Here is a 16,750-nt window from a genome sequence, read left to right as displayed (position 1 = left end):
GGATTGCTGAGACAAGATGAACCGGCGAGGTTAGGAAACCTCGCCTACCATGGGGTAAAGTAATTACAGATCAGGGAAACGTAGGATTCGTTTTGCGTTTCCACCCATAATGTCTGCTAACTCTGACTCGGTTAAACTCGGCATGAGTTTCTCGATAACAGTTGTGAGTTTATCGTAACCCGGATCCTCCAAGATCCATGGAAAATCGGTTGCCCACATCAATCGTTTGGGTCCGAAATCGTTCAGCAAGTTCCGGTGCCAGCCCGCCGAATCTTGATAGGGAAAACCTTCCTTACTGAATGCGTACTGACCAGAGAGATGCACGTTAACATTTTCAAATCGCGCCAAACGATATGTGGTGTGCATAGCGAGGTTGTAACTTGATACTTGGATTTGTGGACGACCGAGTTCATCCCAACTAAATTTACCTTTGCCTGGTGTCATGCCGAGATGATTTAGCACAATCCGCACTTGTGGAAACGCTTGTATTAGATACGGAAGAAGGTGCGCCTCAATCGCCTGTGGATAGAGCCAGAGGACACAATCGTGTTCAGCAGCATATTCCCAGATAGGATAGGTTTCAAATTCGCGGACTTCCATTTTTGCGAAAACATCACGGGGGCCGCCAAATGTCGAGAGCCGAAATCCAATAATGCCGGTGTCATCCGTCAATCGCGCCATGTGTTCGGCAGGATTCGGATGGTCTTGTGGAATAAGCCCAATCCCCAAGAACCGTTTTGGATAATCTTTGAGGCATCGTAAGAGGTAACGGTGCTGCTCCAGACTCGTGCCAGCCATCTGGACAAGAACCGCCTGATCAATCTGGTTTTGCTCCATCTCACCTAATAACTTCTCAACGGGTTCCTCACGCTCCGCCGGCCAGACATCACTTGTTTCACGCGGAAATTCGGGTGAGGCTTTCGCGAATACGTGCAGGTGTGCATCAATCCGTGGCATAGAACAGGTCTCCTTCGTTTAGTCGTCCAAACTAAACAATTTACGACGCTCTGGCGTTTGGCAATAGGATGCGATGGATGCAAACCGGTCGGGTGCGACGCGTTCGGGTGTCCGTTTCTCATAAATCAGTATGATCGATTTCCGAGGGACATCCGAAGCGTTATCCATTGAGACGTGCCAGCCGTACGAGTTGAACATGATTGCGGTTCCTGCTTTACCGGGGAACGTTTTATGTCCGGGCATACTCTCTTGGTGAAGCGGACGCTTATAGGGACCCGCGCCTGGTTTGTGACTACGGGGTACAAAAGCGAATTCACCGCATCCGGGAAGGACATCGTTCACATAGATTTGTACCTTAATGTGAAGCGGATTGCTCTGTGCGACATCTGGGTGCCATCCGGTATAACTCACGGGCCAAGGGGCTACCGTCCGAACCTGCGGCGCCAATATAATCAGATCGTGGTCTGTGAAATCCATCAAGGCACCGTAGTAACTCGGATAATCGACAATATCTATGAAGATTGGGTCCTTGTCAAACGGATTTGGGATGTCGTAAAAGGTTGCTGCGGCTTCGCCGGCTTCAACCCTATCCAACCATTCCTCTTTGCATACATCTGCCCAATAATCAAAGGCGGTTTGAAGCCTTTTGAGATCTTCCCCTTGAATCGCGTCTTCAAAGACGAGATACCCTTCTTCTTCCCACTGTTCCTGCTGTTCGGGTGTCGGTAGAATCATAATTTCACCTCTACTGTCCGTAAAGAGTGCCGTGGCTTAAGAAACCTTGCCTCTGCCTGCGATCTGCCAAATTGCCTCAATTTTACCGTCTCGGATACCTACAAGTTCATTGTGAAGGTTGCTCGTCATCCCTTGGTGCAGTGGGATAACGGAGAGTTGCTCACCGACCTTAAATCGGTGTGAACATTCACTGACATCCACATGTCCATGCTCAACGGACATACCGTAAATTTTGGCATCTGGATGTTCAATGATATGTCCATAAGGGGTCGGCGGATAACTGGCAAACGTCTTTTGTCCGCCGTCAATAATAATCCGTTCCGGGGTTGGTGTACTGACGACGGTCACAATAACGCGAAGGACACACCGCTCCGGCGACAGCATGCCTGATCTCCCGACGCGAGTCATGCCTTCGTAGACATAAGAGCCGCTACGGGTCTCGGTACAACTGAGTTCTTTCGATGCTGCTTCAGAACCTGTACCGCCGCCACTGATAATGTTCACAGGGATTCCGTCATGAGCGAGGAGATCAAGCGTCTCTGCAATAAACGGTTTTGCCCGGAGGTTGCTTGGATACGTCATCACGCCTTGGAAATCAATGCCGCCCATTTTCATAATCTTCCGCGCGAGATGTTGTGCTGCCTGCGGTGACTGCACGCCACAGCGACCACTTCCCGTATCCAACTCCACAATAACAGGCACAACGCAGCCATCAGCAGTTGCTTGCTGAGAGATACCGTTTGCGGTCTCTTCTGAATCAAGCGCGACAGTAACTTGTGCGCGTTTCACGAGTGCGGTTAAACGTCTGAGTTTGGGTTTGCCGACGATGTTATAGGGGATAAGGATGTTGTCAAGTCCGGCATCCACCATAACCTCTGCCTCGCCTAATTTCTGACAGGTAATCCCTTGGGAACCGGCAGCGACTTGTAATTTAGCAATCTCTGGCACTTTGTGCGTTTTGGTGTGAACGCGGAGTGGAATGCCGAGTTGACGGCAATGTGCTGCCATACCTTGGATATTTCGTTCAAGCACATCCAGGTCTGCAGCGAGTGTCGGTGTATCTAAATCAGCGATGTTCATCGTTTTCCTCAGTGAACTGGTTTCTGCGTTTAATTTACCCCTTATGAAGTTTTCTGTCAAGTTGGATTAATTGAAATTATTGGAGAATTGAATGCCTCTGGTGGCTCGCCTACAGACGGTTTACCTTTGATTTTTTAGAAAAAAACAGTTACAATAGTTACATCTGGTACATACAGAGATTGCTTAACACTGTGTGATTTTCGCTGAGGAGTGAATTAAAATTGAGACGATTGATTGTTGGGATAACAGGGGCAAGCGCGGGTATCTATGGTGTCCGATTGCTCGAAGTACTGACGCAGCATGAGGATATAGAGGTACATCTGACGATTTCTGCGTCGGGTGTGCGCGCTTTGTGGGAAGAACTCCAAATTAAGATAGACCCTGATAATTTCGAGTTGGAATCGCTTATCGGCGTATCCTCGCCGAGCGTTATCTACCATCACGAATCGGATATTGGTGCGTCAATCGCGAGTGGTTCTTTTCGTACGGAAGGGATGATCGTGGTGCCGTGTAGTATGGGGAGCATCGCCTCTATTGCAACAGGTATATCAAGGAATCTGATTCAGCGCGCTGCGGATGTGTGCATCAAGGAAAATCGCAAACTTGTACTCGTGCCACGCGAGACTCCTTTGAGTTCTATTCACCTCGAAAACATGCTGAAGTTATCTCGGATGGGGGTATGTATCTTACCGGCGATGCCGGGATTATATCACTTCCCGAAAACCGTGGATGATATGTTTAATTTTGTTGTGACAAAGATTTTAGATCAGTTTGCGATAGACACGCAACTCATCCAACGATGGAAAGAATAAGTGATCCCCACGACTACACATATCTATCCCGATTTGATTCGATTGTAACGAACCTGCCACAATAACCAGAATACCGTTGGAATAAGGGGGAGTACTACCATTCCCCCGAGAATGATACGAACGTGAAACTGATCTAACAAGGCACCGACGACCGCCGTGGCGACACTTCCCATGAGTGTAAAAAGCGCAAATTCCGTGCCGAAGATGCGTCCCCGGATCTCATTCGGCGCATTCTGGAGGAGGAGCTGCGTTGAAAAGACCCATATAATCCCACCGCCAATGCTCCGGACGAACCCACCGATGAGTACAATTGTGAGATTATAAAGAGGGGCAGTAATAAGAACCCCAACTGCGCTAATCAGGTAGCCGATGCTAATGCTTATCCGAAGGAGCCTATCTTGATCACCGATCCAATGTCGTGCAAGAATAGGTCCAAGACCGCTACCGACTCCGTTTACACCATATATGAGACCTAAGCTGATTGCGCCACCAACGCCGATGACAAAGTAACTGTTGGCGATTTCTATTTGTACAATCTGAAATCCTGAAGAGAGGAGGAGGGCTATGGCTGCTTTATGCATCGCGATAAAAAGAATATCGGGATGCTGGAACATGTAGCGTAAGGCACTTAACTTTGCCCGGGTCGGGGTCCCTGGCACGGCAGACGGGGGACCGGGTAGTCTAATTGGAAGTAGAAAAGCGGCCGAAACGAAAAAGGTTAATCCATCAAGAATAAAAGCCGTCTGGCTGCCAAAGAGTCCGGTTGTTAAACCGCCAATCATTGCACCAACAGCAAGCATGACTGACCAAGTGGCAGCACCGAGGGCATTGGCAGTGCCGAGTTCTTGTGGAGAAGTGATGTCCGGTAGGATCGCGCTCCGGGCAGGACTGAAGAAGCCGCTGACTGCAAACAGAAGTGCCGTGAGGGCATAGAGCAGCCAGACGTGGCTTTCGTCTTGAACAAAAAGGAATCCGAAAACAATGATGGCACGGGCAACGTCAGTAATGATTAAGAGGTGTTTCCGGTTGTATCGGTCTGCACAGATCCCGGCAATCGGGGCAATGACAAAGGGTGCGATCATCCGAATTGTGAACAAGAATCCCAGAGCGAGTCCTGACCCCGTTAAGTCAGCGATTAATATTGCAGAGGCGATTAAGTTAAACCAATCACCGAGTAGGCTAACGACCTGCCCTGCCCAGAGGCAGCGGAAGTTGCGGTTGCGGCGGATGAGTTCAAAATATCCGACTGGTTTCTCAATCTCCGGCTGGCGTTCCTCTGCAGGCTTTGTTGGAGAGCGTTCCTGTTTAGACAATTAGAGATTCCACCGTTCGTTGATCGGTTTCTGGTAGACTTCCATATTCCCTGCCACGACCTCTTCATAGTCAACAATTGCAATTTGAACCGCCATAATGTTCCCCTTTTCGGCAGAAATACCAAGTACGATATAGGTTAGCATATCACAGATGCTTTTCTTTCGCAAGGTGTGTTTGGGTGTTTTGGTGTTAGGGACAAAGGAACACTCGAAGAGGATACCACCATAAAATCAGAATTCAGTCCGATGGGTTGTATGTTACCGGATTGTGTATGTTACCGGGTCGTCTCCGCATTCCGCTTCTGTAATTGTTAACTCTTCAGCATCTGTATAAAATATCATTTGAATTCCGTCATCATCGCCGCGATGACCATGGAGCAGTGAAACCCTATCCTTCTCGTAAGTGTTTCCGTTCTCGTCTGTGATAGTAATAGATTCACAATAAGCTTCAAGATCAAGGGTATTCGTTCCAGGCTCCCCTAAGGTGAAACCCTGTATTTCAATTATCCATCTATTCTTGCCGTCGTTGTTATTTGTAGTGACGGGATCAGTGACGGGATCAGGGACGGGATCAGGGACGGGATCAGTGATGGGAGTAGTGATGGGAGTAGTGACGGGATCAGTGACGGGAGCCGGGTCTGGTGAATTCACAACAACTGCGGGATTGACGATAGGCGGTGGTGTGCTATCAACGACGGGTTCCAATTGTCCTGTACCTGTGGTATCGAATACAGGCGCGGTGTTATCAATCACAGGCTCCGGTTCTTCAGTTGCAGCAGCGAACACAGAACTAGTAGGGGCTTGTAGACCTACCGGTGTTTCACCTGATACAGTCGAGCTGCGAATGGCACGGACGACGGGAACGCCATCGCGATAAAAGACGTAGACCGTCCTCCCCGTGTAGAGATGGATATGCGGACGCGGGTTCAGAGGGTCTTGTGGACCTTGCGGGATAAGTTTGACACAAGAAGAACCAACGCCATTTTCAAAGCACAGGTCTCCGTCTCCGGTAACCGTGAGATAATCGTCCATCGTTGGGGTGACAATGGAACCTGTCCATGGAGTGTCGGCACAACTCATAAAGGTGAGTGTTATGCTGAAGACACCTGCGGCATATATGAAAAATATGAACGGATTGTAGCGTTTCATAAGGACTCCTTATAACGAATGGTAAAAATAAGAGCACACTTCCATCCCCCTGGTAGGCGAGGTTTTGCGGTGTCCTCGCTTAATTAAATGCAACGTGCATTCCTAACCTCGCTTATATTTCGAGTTTGCACGTTTGTGCATATTTGGGGTGAACGACTGGATATCGCTCTCAATTTCTGAAAGGTTTCAGATTAAAAGAGACGGCTTCCGGATCGGTTGGGACGTGTACTGCGTTTATATAGAAAGTCGCAGTGTTATCTGGAATCAACAACTCAATGACTATCGTCAATTCCAAGGCATCTGTTTCAAGTGTGAAGTCGATATCAGGAAAGTTCTCCGTTTCCGCATCGGCGGTATCGTGGCGTGTCCATGTTGCGATTTTTACGTCGTCTGCGGTATCCTCAGGCACTTCTATACCTTCAACGGCTCTGACCTTGTTTTTCCGGAGTCTATAGTTTGTTCCAGCGCGTGTGTCCGGGTAGTAGACGTGGAAACGCCAGTATTTAATGGCAATGTCTATGTCTGTATTAATGACTTCTTCAGTTTGAAGCAAGTTTTTGAGAGTTTCCGTGGTATCCAGCACTGCTTCAGCCAATAGTATCGGTTTTTCTTCATAAAAGAAGACATAGGTGAGATTTTCAGCATGGATATGCAGAACCGGGGATGGTGCTTCAGGTTCAGGATCAGTAGGTGGTGGCACCACTGTGAGGCAGGTTGAATCGGTAGTATCTTCAAGGCAGACGGTATCTGCTCCCGTAGATTTAACGATCTGTTCTATCTGTTGAACGGTGAGGATTTCACCTGTTGGTACGGGTTCCCCACATCCGAGAAACATGAGGATTATAGCGAGTGGAACTCTCGTAAGGCTTGGAATGACACGGGTATGACATCTATGTGCGAACCTGTTCAAGTTTATCTCCTTAATATTTGATTTTTTTAAACAACAAAGCGTCCTTAAGGAAACGCAGAATGTTCGTCCAAGTTTCAATATTTTTCATTTACAGCGGCAGCACCGCTGACCAGCGAGGGTGTTTGCTGAGTCGCAGGGGTCGAAGTGCAATTCAATGCAAGAGGTTCTCCTAGAAGGTTTCTCTTGCATTGAATTGCACTTGTAGTGTTGATAGATAAATTGGTTCTTTAGTACTAAGGAAATTCTATTCCTTGTTTTCGGCACATCTTGCGGATCTTGTTAATCGCGCCGCCTATCTGCTTCCCGTTTCGTGTGATACCAAAGAGGTGTTGACTGACGACACGCCGGGAGATGCCGAGGATAGAACCAATCTCTTCTTGGGTTTTGCCCTGGTAGAAGTAGAGTTGGACGCACTCGGCTTGGCGGTGCGTTAGATCGTTTACAATAATTTGATGGATCTGTTCTAAGACCGCTTGACGTTTGAGACGACGGGCTATTATATATCCGTTATCAGGTGCTTGATACCAAAGACAATCTTCTGTCGTAAACTCATCGAAATATTCCGGTGGGACCGGAATTTCCCAAAATTCAGGATTAAATTTGGGCATAGATAGAGCGACTCCTCACGTATGAGGCGACTGCGCCTATGCCATTTCAATCAAAGCGTCGATAATGGGCAGAGGCACCATCGCCCTGGACTGCATGTTTTTAGACGAAGGGTAGCGTGGTTCAAACGTAGCATAATGGTTACCTCCTCCTTTTTGTCTCTCTTTGTAGTTTAGCACGATTGAAAAAATTAACAACATATTGGCAAAGATTACGCTTTGCTAATTGTACGGGATAGTATACCAAAAGATAGAAAAATATGCCATGAAAATTTAGTTCAGTGTGATCTCATTCTATTCTAAAAGCAACGCATAAGAAAAATAAGGGACAGAGGGGTTTCAGCCCCCCGTCCCTTTCCAAAGCGTGCGACACTCGGTGTCACACCACAAGGGTGTAACACTAAGTGTCACACCTCCTCTGGTTTGCTAACATAATAAATTCCTCCTTTTTTTCGCTTGCCACAATACAGCGGCAATAGGATACCATCGCCATTCAAAAAATGACAACGATTCGTTTATACACATTTTCGGATGCACTTTTGGGTATTTTTTTGAAAAAAAATAGGGCTATTTATTCAGGAGAATCGGCGCGGTTAAGAAACCGCGCCTACCAGAGTAAGATAGCGGAAGAACTAAGTTAAGAAGACGAGGTTGATAAACCTCGCCAGCGGTATAGACAATTCAATTTTCCTCATCAAAAAACGCACCAAGCGGGGCACTGAGTCGTGGGGAGGCAGATACCTCGTCTATCGGCGTGTCGCCTTCCCATTCGCTCCGTTCAATGCCCATGGTGTAGGTCTGTCCTGCAGTATCTGTGTAACCGAGGTAGCGGAACCCTGCATTTTCAAAACATACCAGTGCGGGTCCGTTGTCAACGGATACTTGTAGCGTGATGTGTTCAGCTCCGAGTTGCTCAAAAGCGTAGTGAGCGGCTTCAACGAGTGTATCTGTGCCATATCCCCGGGCACGATAATCGGGTCGAATGACGACGAATTTGATGGTAACGGTATCTTCATCGTGCTGGAGAAGGATAAATCCGATGAGAAGTCGGGTCGTACGGAGTTCAATAGCGAAGGCACGTGTCTGTTCTTGTGCCATCCAACGATGCCAATCCTCAAGAAAGGTTTCAAACGATACTGGCGTTGTGTAAAGGTATTTTCTGATGGTCGGTCGGCTGATCCACGCCCAAATTTGGCGAAGCTCATTCTCCGTGGTGTGCCGAAAGTGGATGCCCCCACTATGAAGACGTTCGAGTTGGTACAACTCGTTGCGCAATCCTTCGAGCTGTGCTGAGTGCATACCGACTTGGGCACCCGCAGCACGAACTTTCTGCTGCTTCGGACGATCTACGAATTGTGCCTGTTTCACTCGGTTTTCAAAGTACCCAAGTTTCTGTTCGCTTCTCTCAATAATACGCATCAGGTTTTGAATTGCGTTCGCCCATTTCTGAGGATCAGCGTCTACGTCGTCGTGTCTTTCGATCGGTTCGTTTCTTATCTGAGTTTCGTTCATATCTCCCTTCCTTAAATCCGGAGATCCGGAGATAGCTTTCATATCGGAGCGGGTTGATGTCCCCAGTTTCGACTGCCCGCTTAACGGCGCAAGCCGGTTCGTGTTGGTGTGTACACGCGGCAAACTTGCACTCCGGTATATAAGTCCGCATCTCTGGGAAATGGATATCAAGCCCCTGTTCGTCATCAATTTCAAGCAAACCGAGGGTTCGGATGCCCGGTGTATCGGCGACGAAGCCCCCGAATTCGAGCGGTAAGAGTACGACTTCAGTTGTGGTATGTCGTCCTTTGTGTATGCGGTCATCGACCTCGCCCGTTCGGAGTTGTAGCCCGGGCTGCAATGCATTGAGCAACGAAGATTTTCCAACACCTGATGAACCTACAATCGCTGAAATGCTATTTTGCATCACTTCGCGCAATTTGTCAATGCCTATACCGGTCACAGTACTTGTATAAACCACTTTATAGCCTAATTCTTCATATAAATTGAGTTCGCGCTGTACATTCTCGAATTTCGCTAAGTCGATTTTGTTAATACAGATGACGGGTTCAACATCAGATGCCTCTGCGGTAACGAGGAATCTATCAAGCATGCGAAGTTTGAGGGTAGGATGGCGTGCGGCGAAGATGATGAGTAACATATCGAGGTTGGCGACGATGATTTGCCGCCAACCGTCCATCCGGGTGCGTCCGAACTGCGTGTCGCGTGGAAGACCTTCCTCGATATATCCGCTCTCTTGTGTAGACGCTGTTGCCGAGATACGGACCCGATCACCGACAGCGACTAAATCGACATAGGGCATCTCTTTTGTCTCATCAAGTCTCCGTTTTTCATCCTCAATGAGTTGGTGGCGCAAGACACAGGTATAGCATTGATTGCCGACCTGCACCTCGTATTCGCCACCGCGCGCTTTGATTACAATGCCTTCCATAATTAGGTTTGCCTGTCGGAGACGCGTTGCTTATGTGCGCATTAAGAAAAAACAGGCTGTTACTCCTTTTTATACTTGCACGGACGTGATCGCATGAAACGCAGCGTTCTCCAGGAAAGGGTGTGCGTAGCGGAAGATCCTAAGCACCCGGATCCCGCCAAACGATGCGTCCACGCGTGAGATCATACGGAGAAAGCTCAACGGTAACCTGGTCGCCGGGGAGGACCCAGATTTTGTGCTGCATCAGTTTACCGGCAAGGTAGGCGACCACCTTGTAATCGTTATCCTCTAACTTCACGTGAAAGAGATTGCCGGGTAAAGATTCCAACACTGTTCCAAGCACCCGGATAGCTGTATCTTTAGTCATAGTTTCAGAAGTTTCGGGCGTTACGTGTTCATTTTTCATTTTTCTTTCTCCTTTTTTGATAATACTTTAGTTACTCTTAACATTAATTTGGATGTACTTTGTTAACGAATTGTTCGGAAAAAAGTTGACATAGACATCTGAAAGTTGTAAAATACAGAAGTGAAAGATTGAACTTTCCAAGTTTCGCTATAGAAAAAGGAGAAACAGACAATGAGCGAATCCTTACCTCTTGTAGCCTATCCCGACCTCGAGAGCCAAGTCACAGCAATGGAGGAAGACGGATATGCCTATCTACCGACGGTTATCGAAGGGGCACAACTGGCGGAACTTCGCGCCGCGATGGACAGGTTAACGGCTATTCCTGAGAGTTTTGATAGGCACGGTACACCAGAAAATGGGAACGGTTTCCTCAACAAACATATTAATAATGCCTTCAATCGCGATCCGGTCTTCCTACAATATCTCGACATGTCTCCCGTCATTGAGTTAGCAGAGGCAGTGCACGGCGAAGACTGCCATGTCATCGGTATGACAGCATGGGTAACAGGTCCGGGGCGTCCTGATCAAGGTTTACACACAGATTGGTTGCCGATTCCACTGCCAGCGGATATTTTAGAGGACCCTCGCGTCAAGGTCCCGATTTTCATCACAACTGCACACTACTATCTGGACGATCTCTACGAAGACCTCGGTCCAACAAAGTTCGTGCCGGGTAGCCACCTTTCTGGACGGCGACCGGATGGCGAAACGGAATGGAAAGGGAATCAAGAGAAAAGCATTCTCTGTAATGGTGGTGATGTCGTGCTTTTCCGAAGTGAGGTTTGGCACCGAGGGACAGCGAATCGGAGCGATCAGACTCGGTATCTCCTACAGGTGCATTACGCGAATCGGATGATAACCCAGAAATTCCCGCCCTACCTGAATCGGTTTCAGTTCAACGACAATACTTTGGAACTGGCAACGGAACGTCAACAACGCTTAATGGGGAATCACCGTCCGGGTGCTTACGATTAATGAAATCGGGGTTGCAAACCCCTCCTACTGTAAAAGAACGGGAACCTCTACTGAGGATATCAGCTTCCTTTGAATAAAAAAGAGACTATCGGGACATCGCCAAGACCAGCAGTGATTAGTGAGGAGCCGCGGGGGAAGATTATCGCCCTCGCTTTGCTCCTCGCATTTCTTTGGGGTGGGAATTCGCCATCAATCAAAGTCGGGCTGCAAGACTTCCCACCCATGGCACTGGCGTTTTTCCGTTTTGTGATTGGACTGGTTATTATTGGAGGGTGGTCACTCTTCAGACGTGTCTCGCTTGGTTTACGTCGCGGTGAACTGCCGCGACTGATCCTACTCACGACCATTTTCATACTTCAAATTATCACATTGAACATAGGAACGCTCTTCACGACAGCATCGCGCTCAACCATCTTCATCAACGTCTACCCCTTTTTTACAGCAATATTTGCGCATCTCTGGATTCCGACGGAACGCCTTTCGATTCCAAAGACCTTGGGGATTATCGTTGCCTTCAGTGGTGTTTTTGTAACAGTCGCCCCGCACCTCGGTGATGGTGAAACGAGTATTCTCGGCGATATCCTTGTACTCATCAGTGGGTGCTTCTTGGGGCTCCGCGTTGTCGTGACAAAACTCCTCGTCCAATCGATTCATCCGTACCGACTTCTCGTGTGGTATTTAAGTTTGAGTCTTCCGTGTTATGGTGTAATCAGTTTCTTATTTGAACGCGGTGAACCGATGCAGCTCACACTTTCAAGTGCCGCTGCGCTCCTGTATCAAGGGGGTGTTATCGCGGGTTTCTGTTTTTTGGCGTGGACATCTATACTTGAGCGATATAGTGCGAGTAAACTGGTTGTGCTGTTCTTTGCAACGCCTTTGTCGGGAGTGCTGTTTAGCTACTTGTTTTTAGGGGATGAACTGACGATTAGTTTGCTGGGGGGTGCTGTGCTGGTGGCGGCTGGGATTTATTTGGTGAATATGCGGCAGTGATAAAGTCTTAAGGCGACTCATGCTATAGATATGCTGCTCCGCTGGAGCAAAGAGAGGGTTTGGAACGGTGAGACGACGAGGTTAGGAAACCTCGCCTACCTATTCTAACGGAGAGTGGTGGAGAAGAGATAAGCATCTATAGATATGAAATACGGGCAATGAATTGCCCTACTACAAACCGGAATACTTGCCAGAAGATGTAGTAAAAGGCGAGGTTAGGAAACCTCGCCAGCGGCGGCACGATCGATTGTGGAAGGAGAACTGGCGCGGTTGGGAATGCCCGTCGCATGAATCAACGGTATTCATGCCTTAGGGCATGAACCGGGGTCGAGTACGCCGCAAAACCGCGCCTACCAATTAGGAAATCCGGCTCAGCATGCCGCTCATACTTGGTGTGCTGTCCTTTGACTTCTATCCATCTTTTGTAACCACGTATGCGGATTTTCGATGCGGACTCGGAGTTGTCTTCTGTTCGTGCTGCCACGCATTTTTTTTCTTGAATCTGCCGAATCCCTTTAAGGGCTGTGTGCCTATCAAGTTTATCAAGCCATTTATGGCGTTCAGCAGTATAATCAGTGGTACCAGGTCTGCGTATTCTGATAAAGCGCGCCATTCCGACGGGGCCCATCTGGTCCGAAATAGCTTTAATCCCCAACTCGTAAAAATCCATGTCGGACATTTGATTGAGGTTTCTATGAAGTCCAAGCGGTTGTGTTCTATAAGCCTTATAGAGCTCCTCCTGAATCTTTTCCATCTCAGAATGGGAAAGCGTTTGTACGTTCATTTTCATGTCGTTCTTGCGCGGTTTACAGATTCCGAGAAACCGTGTTGTTCCATCAAGTCCGAATTGCTCTATAAGTATCCCAATCCCGAGTTTATAAATTTTAGAATCGGACATCTCTAATACATTCATTTCGACTTACCTCCCAATTGCCTGCATAAACGCGTTTTCCAATCACGTAAGGGAAGTGGATTAGTGTTTGGAAAACGCACCTACAGAAAATTGCCATTCATACATCTTATCACGCTTTCGGCAGCGTTGGCAATGTTAAACGGGGCCGGTCGCCGAAATCTGGGACTTCGGGTGGGTTCTCTTCCATCTGTCGGAGGAGTTCCTCTATTGCCCTATCGAGCTGTGGATCGGCTTCGGTGGTGTAGTCCTGTGGACGATAGTCTACCTCGATATCGGGGTCGGTGCCGTAGTTCTCAACGCTCCAACCGACATCAACGAACCAGAACGAATACTCGGGTTGCGTTGTTCCGCCTCTATCCACAAACATCTGATGCGGCGAGATACCGATAACGCCACCCCACGTTCGTTTTCCGATCAGCAGTCCTAACTCCATGAGCTTGAAACAGTGTGAGAAGATGTCGCCGTCAGAGCCTGCGTTTTCGTTGGTGACGGCTACCATCGGACCGAGGACTGACGCATCTGGATAGGGGTGCGGTGCTCCCCAACGCGGAATGTCATATCCAATCCGTCGACGGGATAACTTCTCTAACAGGAGCTGCGAAACATGCCCTCCGCCATTATAACGCACATCAACAAGTAAGCCGGGATAACTCACTTCGGCGAGATAGCCGCGGTGAAATTCCGCATACCCGCGTCGCGACATGTCGGGAATATGGACATATCCGACTTTGCCGTCCGTTTTTTCGTGGACGTACTGCCGATTCCGGGAGACCCACTCGCGATACCGTAACTCCCTTTCGCTCCGTAGGACTTTGAGCGTGACAGACCGTTTTTCGCTGTCTTCTGCGTTTTGGAAGGTGGCTTGTACCTCCTGGTTTGCAAGGTTCACAAGGAGTTCACCGGGTGAGACGGTTTCACTGACGCTTTGTCCACCGATAGCAAGCAGGATATCCCCTTTGCCGACGTTAATCCCCGGGGCATTCAGTGCTGAATCTTTTGCTGCCTCCCATGCATCGCCTTGCGGAATGTGCGTAATCCGGTATCCGCCGTTCTCAGCATCATAAACGAAGTCAGCACCGAGAAATCCTTGTGCGTAATTCGGTGAACTGCGATAATCGCCGCCAAATTCATAGGCGTGTGAGGTGCCGAGTTCACCCTGCATCTCCCACATAAGGTCAGAAAATTCGCCGCGCGTGGCAATCCGGTCAAGTAGCGGGAGGTAGCGTTGATAGACCTGTTCCCAATCCACGCCTGACATATCCTCCGTCCAGAAGTAATCCCGTTGAAGCCGCCACGCCTCTCGATACATCTGATGCCACTCGGCTGTGGGGACGACGGAGGCTTTGATACGGTTGAGATCAATCCATCCGTTCTGGCGACTCGGACTGCCTCTACTCCCAGATTTCGAGTCGCCTTCTGCTTTCTTGCCAGCTTTGATAACACGCAATCGACTCCCACTGGAATACACAAGTGTTTTTCCGTCGCGCGAGATTTGGAAATCGTCAATACCCGAAACGAGTGTCTCCTTTTTCTGCTCCTTGAAATCGTAGGCGTGGAGTGTACCTCTTGCCCTATTGTCGCCATCATCAAAAGGACCCGACACCTCTCGTGAAGGATAGGACGTAAAAACCGCTTTGCCCTCAATACCAGCAATCTGTCCATAATGCCCTCTCGGATAGGGAAAGGCGACGACGCGTTGCGAAATTCCGTCCAGATCTATGGTGATGGGTTTACTCTCTTTCTCAGACTTTTCATCCTTCTCGTCGGATGTTTCACCTTGCTCTTTTTCGTTATCCTTGTTCTTATCTTCCTTCTCCTCTTCAAGCGGACGCGGTTCCGGCACAAACGGGTTGCCTAAAGTTTTCTGTAAGGTTATCAGCATGGGGCGCATCGCTGAAGGAAAACCGAGATCAAAATGGAGCGCATCGTAGACTGGATTGAATTCGCGATAAGAGAGGAAATAGAGGTACTTTCCATCGGGATCCCATGCGGGTGAGAAATCGCTGAATTCGGGTTGGGTAACAAGCCACGTCTCACCTGTTTCGATTTTGCAGAGTTTGATGGATCGCGTGGTTTCTGTCGATGGAAAACTATAGGCGCACCATTCGCCATCAGGGGACCACACTGCGCCTTGGATGTTCTGATAGTGACTTTTATCAAGCACCCGCATCTCCTGCGTTTCGAGATCAATGTGCAGCAGCTCAAAACGGTTGTTGATTAGCAGCAAACAGTCGTTTTTGTCGTCTTTCGTTTGCGGAGAAACTTCAAGAGAACGGACATGTCCGAAGTCAAGTGCGTCAAGTCGAACCACCTCTGCGCTGCCATCGCGAGTATGGATTTCAAGTGCTTCTTCTCCACCAACATCGGAGAGAGTAACGAGACGTTTTCCGTCGTTGAGCCACTTTGTAAAGCGGTAACGTGCGCCACGCCGCTCGCCGTGCTGGAGAGCTGCGCCTTCCCAATTCGCCATTGTGAAAGGTTTGCCTCGGACTGTCAAAGCCAATGCGTGCCCGTCTGGGATGAGTGCGTACTCTCGCAAGTATCTTGATGCACTAACGAACTTTCGTTGTCTCTGAATGCGAGGGCTGCGGAAGTCCACATCAACACGAGTATCAGTGTTGTTTTCGATGTTATAAACAAACAGGTCTGCACCGGCATGGTAGACGATGTGAGTTCCATCCGTTTGCGCTGAACGGGCGTAGTAGGTATCCTGATGCGTGTGGCGCTGAACGTCCTCGCCGTTTGGGAGGCAGGAATAGATATTCCCAACGCCTTCGTGGTCAGAGATAAAATAGAGACGCTCGCCAATCCACATAGGTGTCGTGAAATTGCTGTCAACAGGTGAAAGCGGTTGGAACTGTCCATCCCCTTCAATATCCACCCAGAGTTGTCCGGCTGTGCCGCCTCTATAACGTTTCCAGCGTGCGGGTTCCCGTGTCAATCGACCGATGATCACACCGCCTGCATCGCCGAAGTCAATGTGATTGGCGGGACCATAAGAGAGACGTTGCGGTTCACCGCCTTCTGGTGAAATCTTCCATATCCACGGATCGAACGCCAAACCGGCACCGCTCGCATAGAGGATATGTTTGCCTTGGGGATCCCAGTTGACGATGGCGGCGTTGCTACCTTGATAGGTGAGCCGCTTCGCTTCGCCACCGAGGGCTGGCATCACATAGACCTCTGAGGGGCCTTCTTCACGTCCCGAAAAAGCGAGCAGTTCGCCATCTGGTGATAAGCATGGAGAACTCGCCGCACCGAGATTCGAGGTAAGACGGCGGGCAACACCGCCGTTGATTGAAACTGTCCATAAATCATCTTCACATACAAAAACAATGGTATCTTGACAAATTGTTGGAAATCTGTAATATCCTGACATTAACTCCTCCGTGTTAATAGTTATCAGTTAACAGTTATAGTGGAACCCATAATTAACTTTACAGTGGCGAGGTTGGAATGCAC

16 protein-coding genes are annotated in these 16,750 nt (G+C 48.8%); 3 read left to right on the top strand and 13 right to left on the bottom strand.

Features of this window, described 5'->3' with window-relative positions; all coding sequences use genetic code 11:
• Window positions 1–63: 63 nt before the first annotated feature.
• The 3 genes from OXN25_24160 to OXN25_24150 are packed head-to-tail and all read right to left on the bottom strand — an operon-like array spanning window position 64 to window position 2,772.
• Window positions 64–957, bottom strand: a complete 894-nt coding sequence (locus OXN25_24160; protein MDE0427964.1) for an amidohydrolase family protein — start codon at window positions 955–957, stop codon at window positions 64–66.
• Window positions 958–975: 18 nt separating this feature from the next.
• A complete protein-coding gene (locus OXN25_24155; GenBank protein ID MDE0427963.1) occupies window positions 976–1,692 on the bottom strand; it encodes a phytanoyl-CoA dioxygenase family protein in 717 nt (238 codons plus the stop codon).
• 36 nt (window positions 1,693–1,728) lie between these two features.
• Window positions 1,729–2,772, bottom strand: a complete 1,044-nt coding sequence (locus tag OXN25_24150; GenBank protein ID MDE0427962.1) for an alanine racemase — start codon at window positions 2,770–2,772, stop codon at window positions 1,729–1,731.
• A 221-nt stretch (window positions 2,773–2,993) separates the two neighbouring features.
• Between OXN25_24150 and OXN25_24145 the strand changes: the two genes are divergently transcribed.
• On the top strand, window positions 2,994–3,584 hold the full coding sequence (locus tag OXN25_24145; protein ID MDE0427961.1) for a UbiX family flavin prenyltransferase: 591 nt from the start codon (window positions 2,994–2,996) through the stop codon (window positions 3,582–3,584).
• Window positions 3,585–3,607: 23 nt separating this feature from the next.
• Here the strand turns inward: OXN25_24145 and OXN25_24140 are convergent, their stop codons facing one another.
• The 8 genes from OXN25_24140 to infA form a co-directional block, all read right to left on the bottom strand.
• Window positions 3,608–4,897 (bottom strand): MFS transporter, encoded by a 1,290-nt coding sequence (locus OXN25_24140; protein MDE0427960.1) that lies wholly within the window; start codon window positions 4,895–4,897, stop codon window positions 3,608–3,610.
• Window positions 4,898–5,041, bottom strand: a complete 144-nt coding sequence (locus tag OXN25_24135; GenBank protein MDE0427959.1) for a hypothetical protein — start codon at window positions 5,039–5,041, stop codon at window positions 4,898–4,900. It lies immediately after the preceding gene.
• Window positions 5,042–5,155: 114 nt separating this feature from the next.
• Window positions 5,156–6,046: a hypothetical protein gene (locus OXN25_24130; protein MDE0427958.1), complete on the bottom strand. Its 891-nt coding sequence runs from the start codon at window positions 6,044–6,046 to the stop codon at window positions 5,156–5,158.
• Window positions 6,047–6,215: 169 nt separating this feature from the next.
• The gene (locus OXN25_24125) at window positions 6,216–6,956 is read right to left on the bottom strand and encodes a hypothetical protein (protein ID MDE0427957.1); all 741 of its coding nucleotides are present in this window, start codon (window positions 6,954–6,956) and stop codon (window positions 6,216–6,218) included.
• 233 nt (window positions 6,957–7,189) lie between these two features.
• Window positions 7,190–7,564, bottom strand: coding sequence for a hypothetical protein (locus OXN25_24120; GenBank protein ID MDE0427956.1), 375 nt, complete (start codon window positions 7,562–7,564; stop codon window positions 7,190–7,192).
• A gap of 678 nt (window positions 7,565–8,242) precedes the next feature.
• The gene (locus OXN25_24115; GenBank protein ID MDE0427955.1) at window positions 8,243–9,073 is read right to left on the bottom strand and encodes a GNAT family N-acetyltransferase; all 831 of its coding nucleotides are present in this window, start codon (window positions 9,071–9,073) and stop codon (window positions 8,243–8,245) included.
• A complete protein-coding gene (rsgA, locus tag OXN25_24110) occupies window positions 9,015–10,004 on the bottom strand; it encodes a ribosome small subunit-dependent GTPase A (GenBank protein MDE0427954.1) in 990 nt (329 codons plus the stop codon). The genes OXN25_24115 and rsgA overlap by 59 nt, the downstream gene beginning before the upstream one ends.
• 139 nt (window positions 10,005–10,143) lie before the next feature.
• Window positions 10,144–10,371 (bottom strand): translation initiation factor IF-1, encoded by a 228-nt coding sequence (gene infA / locus OXN25_24105; GenBank protein MDE0427953.1) that lies wholly within the window; start codon window positions 10,369–10,371, stop codon window positions 10,144–10,146.
• A 210-nt stretch (window positions 10,372–10,581) separates the two neighbouring features.
• Here infA and OXN25_24100 point away from each other — a divergent pair, with 210 nt between their 5' ends.
• Both OXN25_24100 and OXN25_24095 read left to right on the top strand, forming a co-directional pair.
• Entirely contained in the window at window positions 10,582–11,385 is an 804-nt protein-coding gene (locus tag OXN25_24100; GenBank protein ID MDE0427952.1) for a phytanoyl-CoA dioxygenase family protein, read from the top strand.
• A gap of 69 nt (window positions 11,386–11,454) precedes the next feature.
• Window positions 11,455–12,375, top strand: coding sequence for a DMT family transporter (locus OXN25_24095; protein MDE0427951.1), 921 nt, complete (start codon window positions 11,455–11,457; stop codon window positions 12,373–12,375).
• A 292-nt stretch (window positions 12,376–12,667) separates the two neighbouring features.
• Here OXN25_24095 and OXN25_24090 read toward each other — a convergent pair whose 3' ends face one another.
• A complete protein-coding gene (locus OXN25_24090; protein ID MDE0427950.1) occupies window positions 12,668–13,288 on the bottom strand; it encodes a hypothetical protein in 621 nt (206 codons plus the stop codon).
• A 109-nt stretch (window positions 13,289–13,397) separates the two neighbouring features.
• Window positions 13,398–16,667 (bottom strand): PDZ domain-containing protein, encoded by a 3,270-nt coding sequence (locus OXN25_24085; GenBank protein MDE0427949.1) that lies wholly within the window; start codon window positions 16,665–16,667, stop codon window positions 13,398–13,400.
• Window positions 16,668–16,750 lie beyond the last annotated feature (83 nt).

It is taken from the genome of Candidatus Poribacteria bacterium (genome assembly GCA_028820845.1).
Lineage (GTDB): Bacteria > Poribacteria > WGA-4E > WGA-4E > WGA-3G > WGA-3G.
The sequence above is the reverse complement of the archived record's forward strand: the minus strand, read 5'-3'. Positions and strand labels throughout refer to the sequence as shown.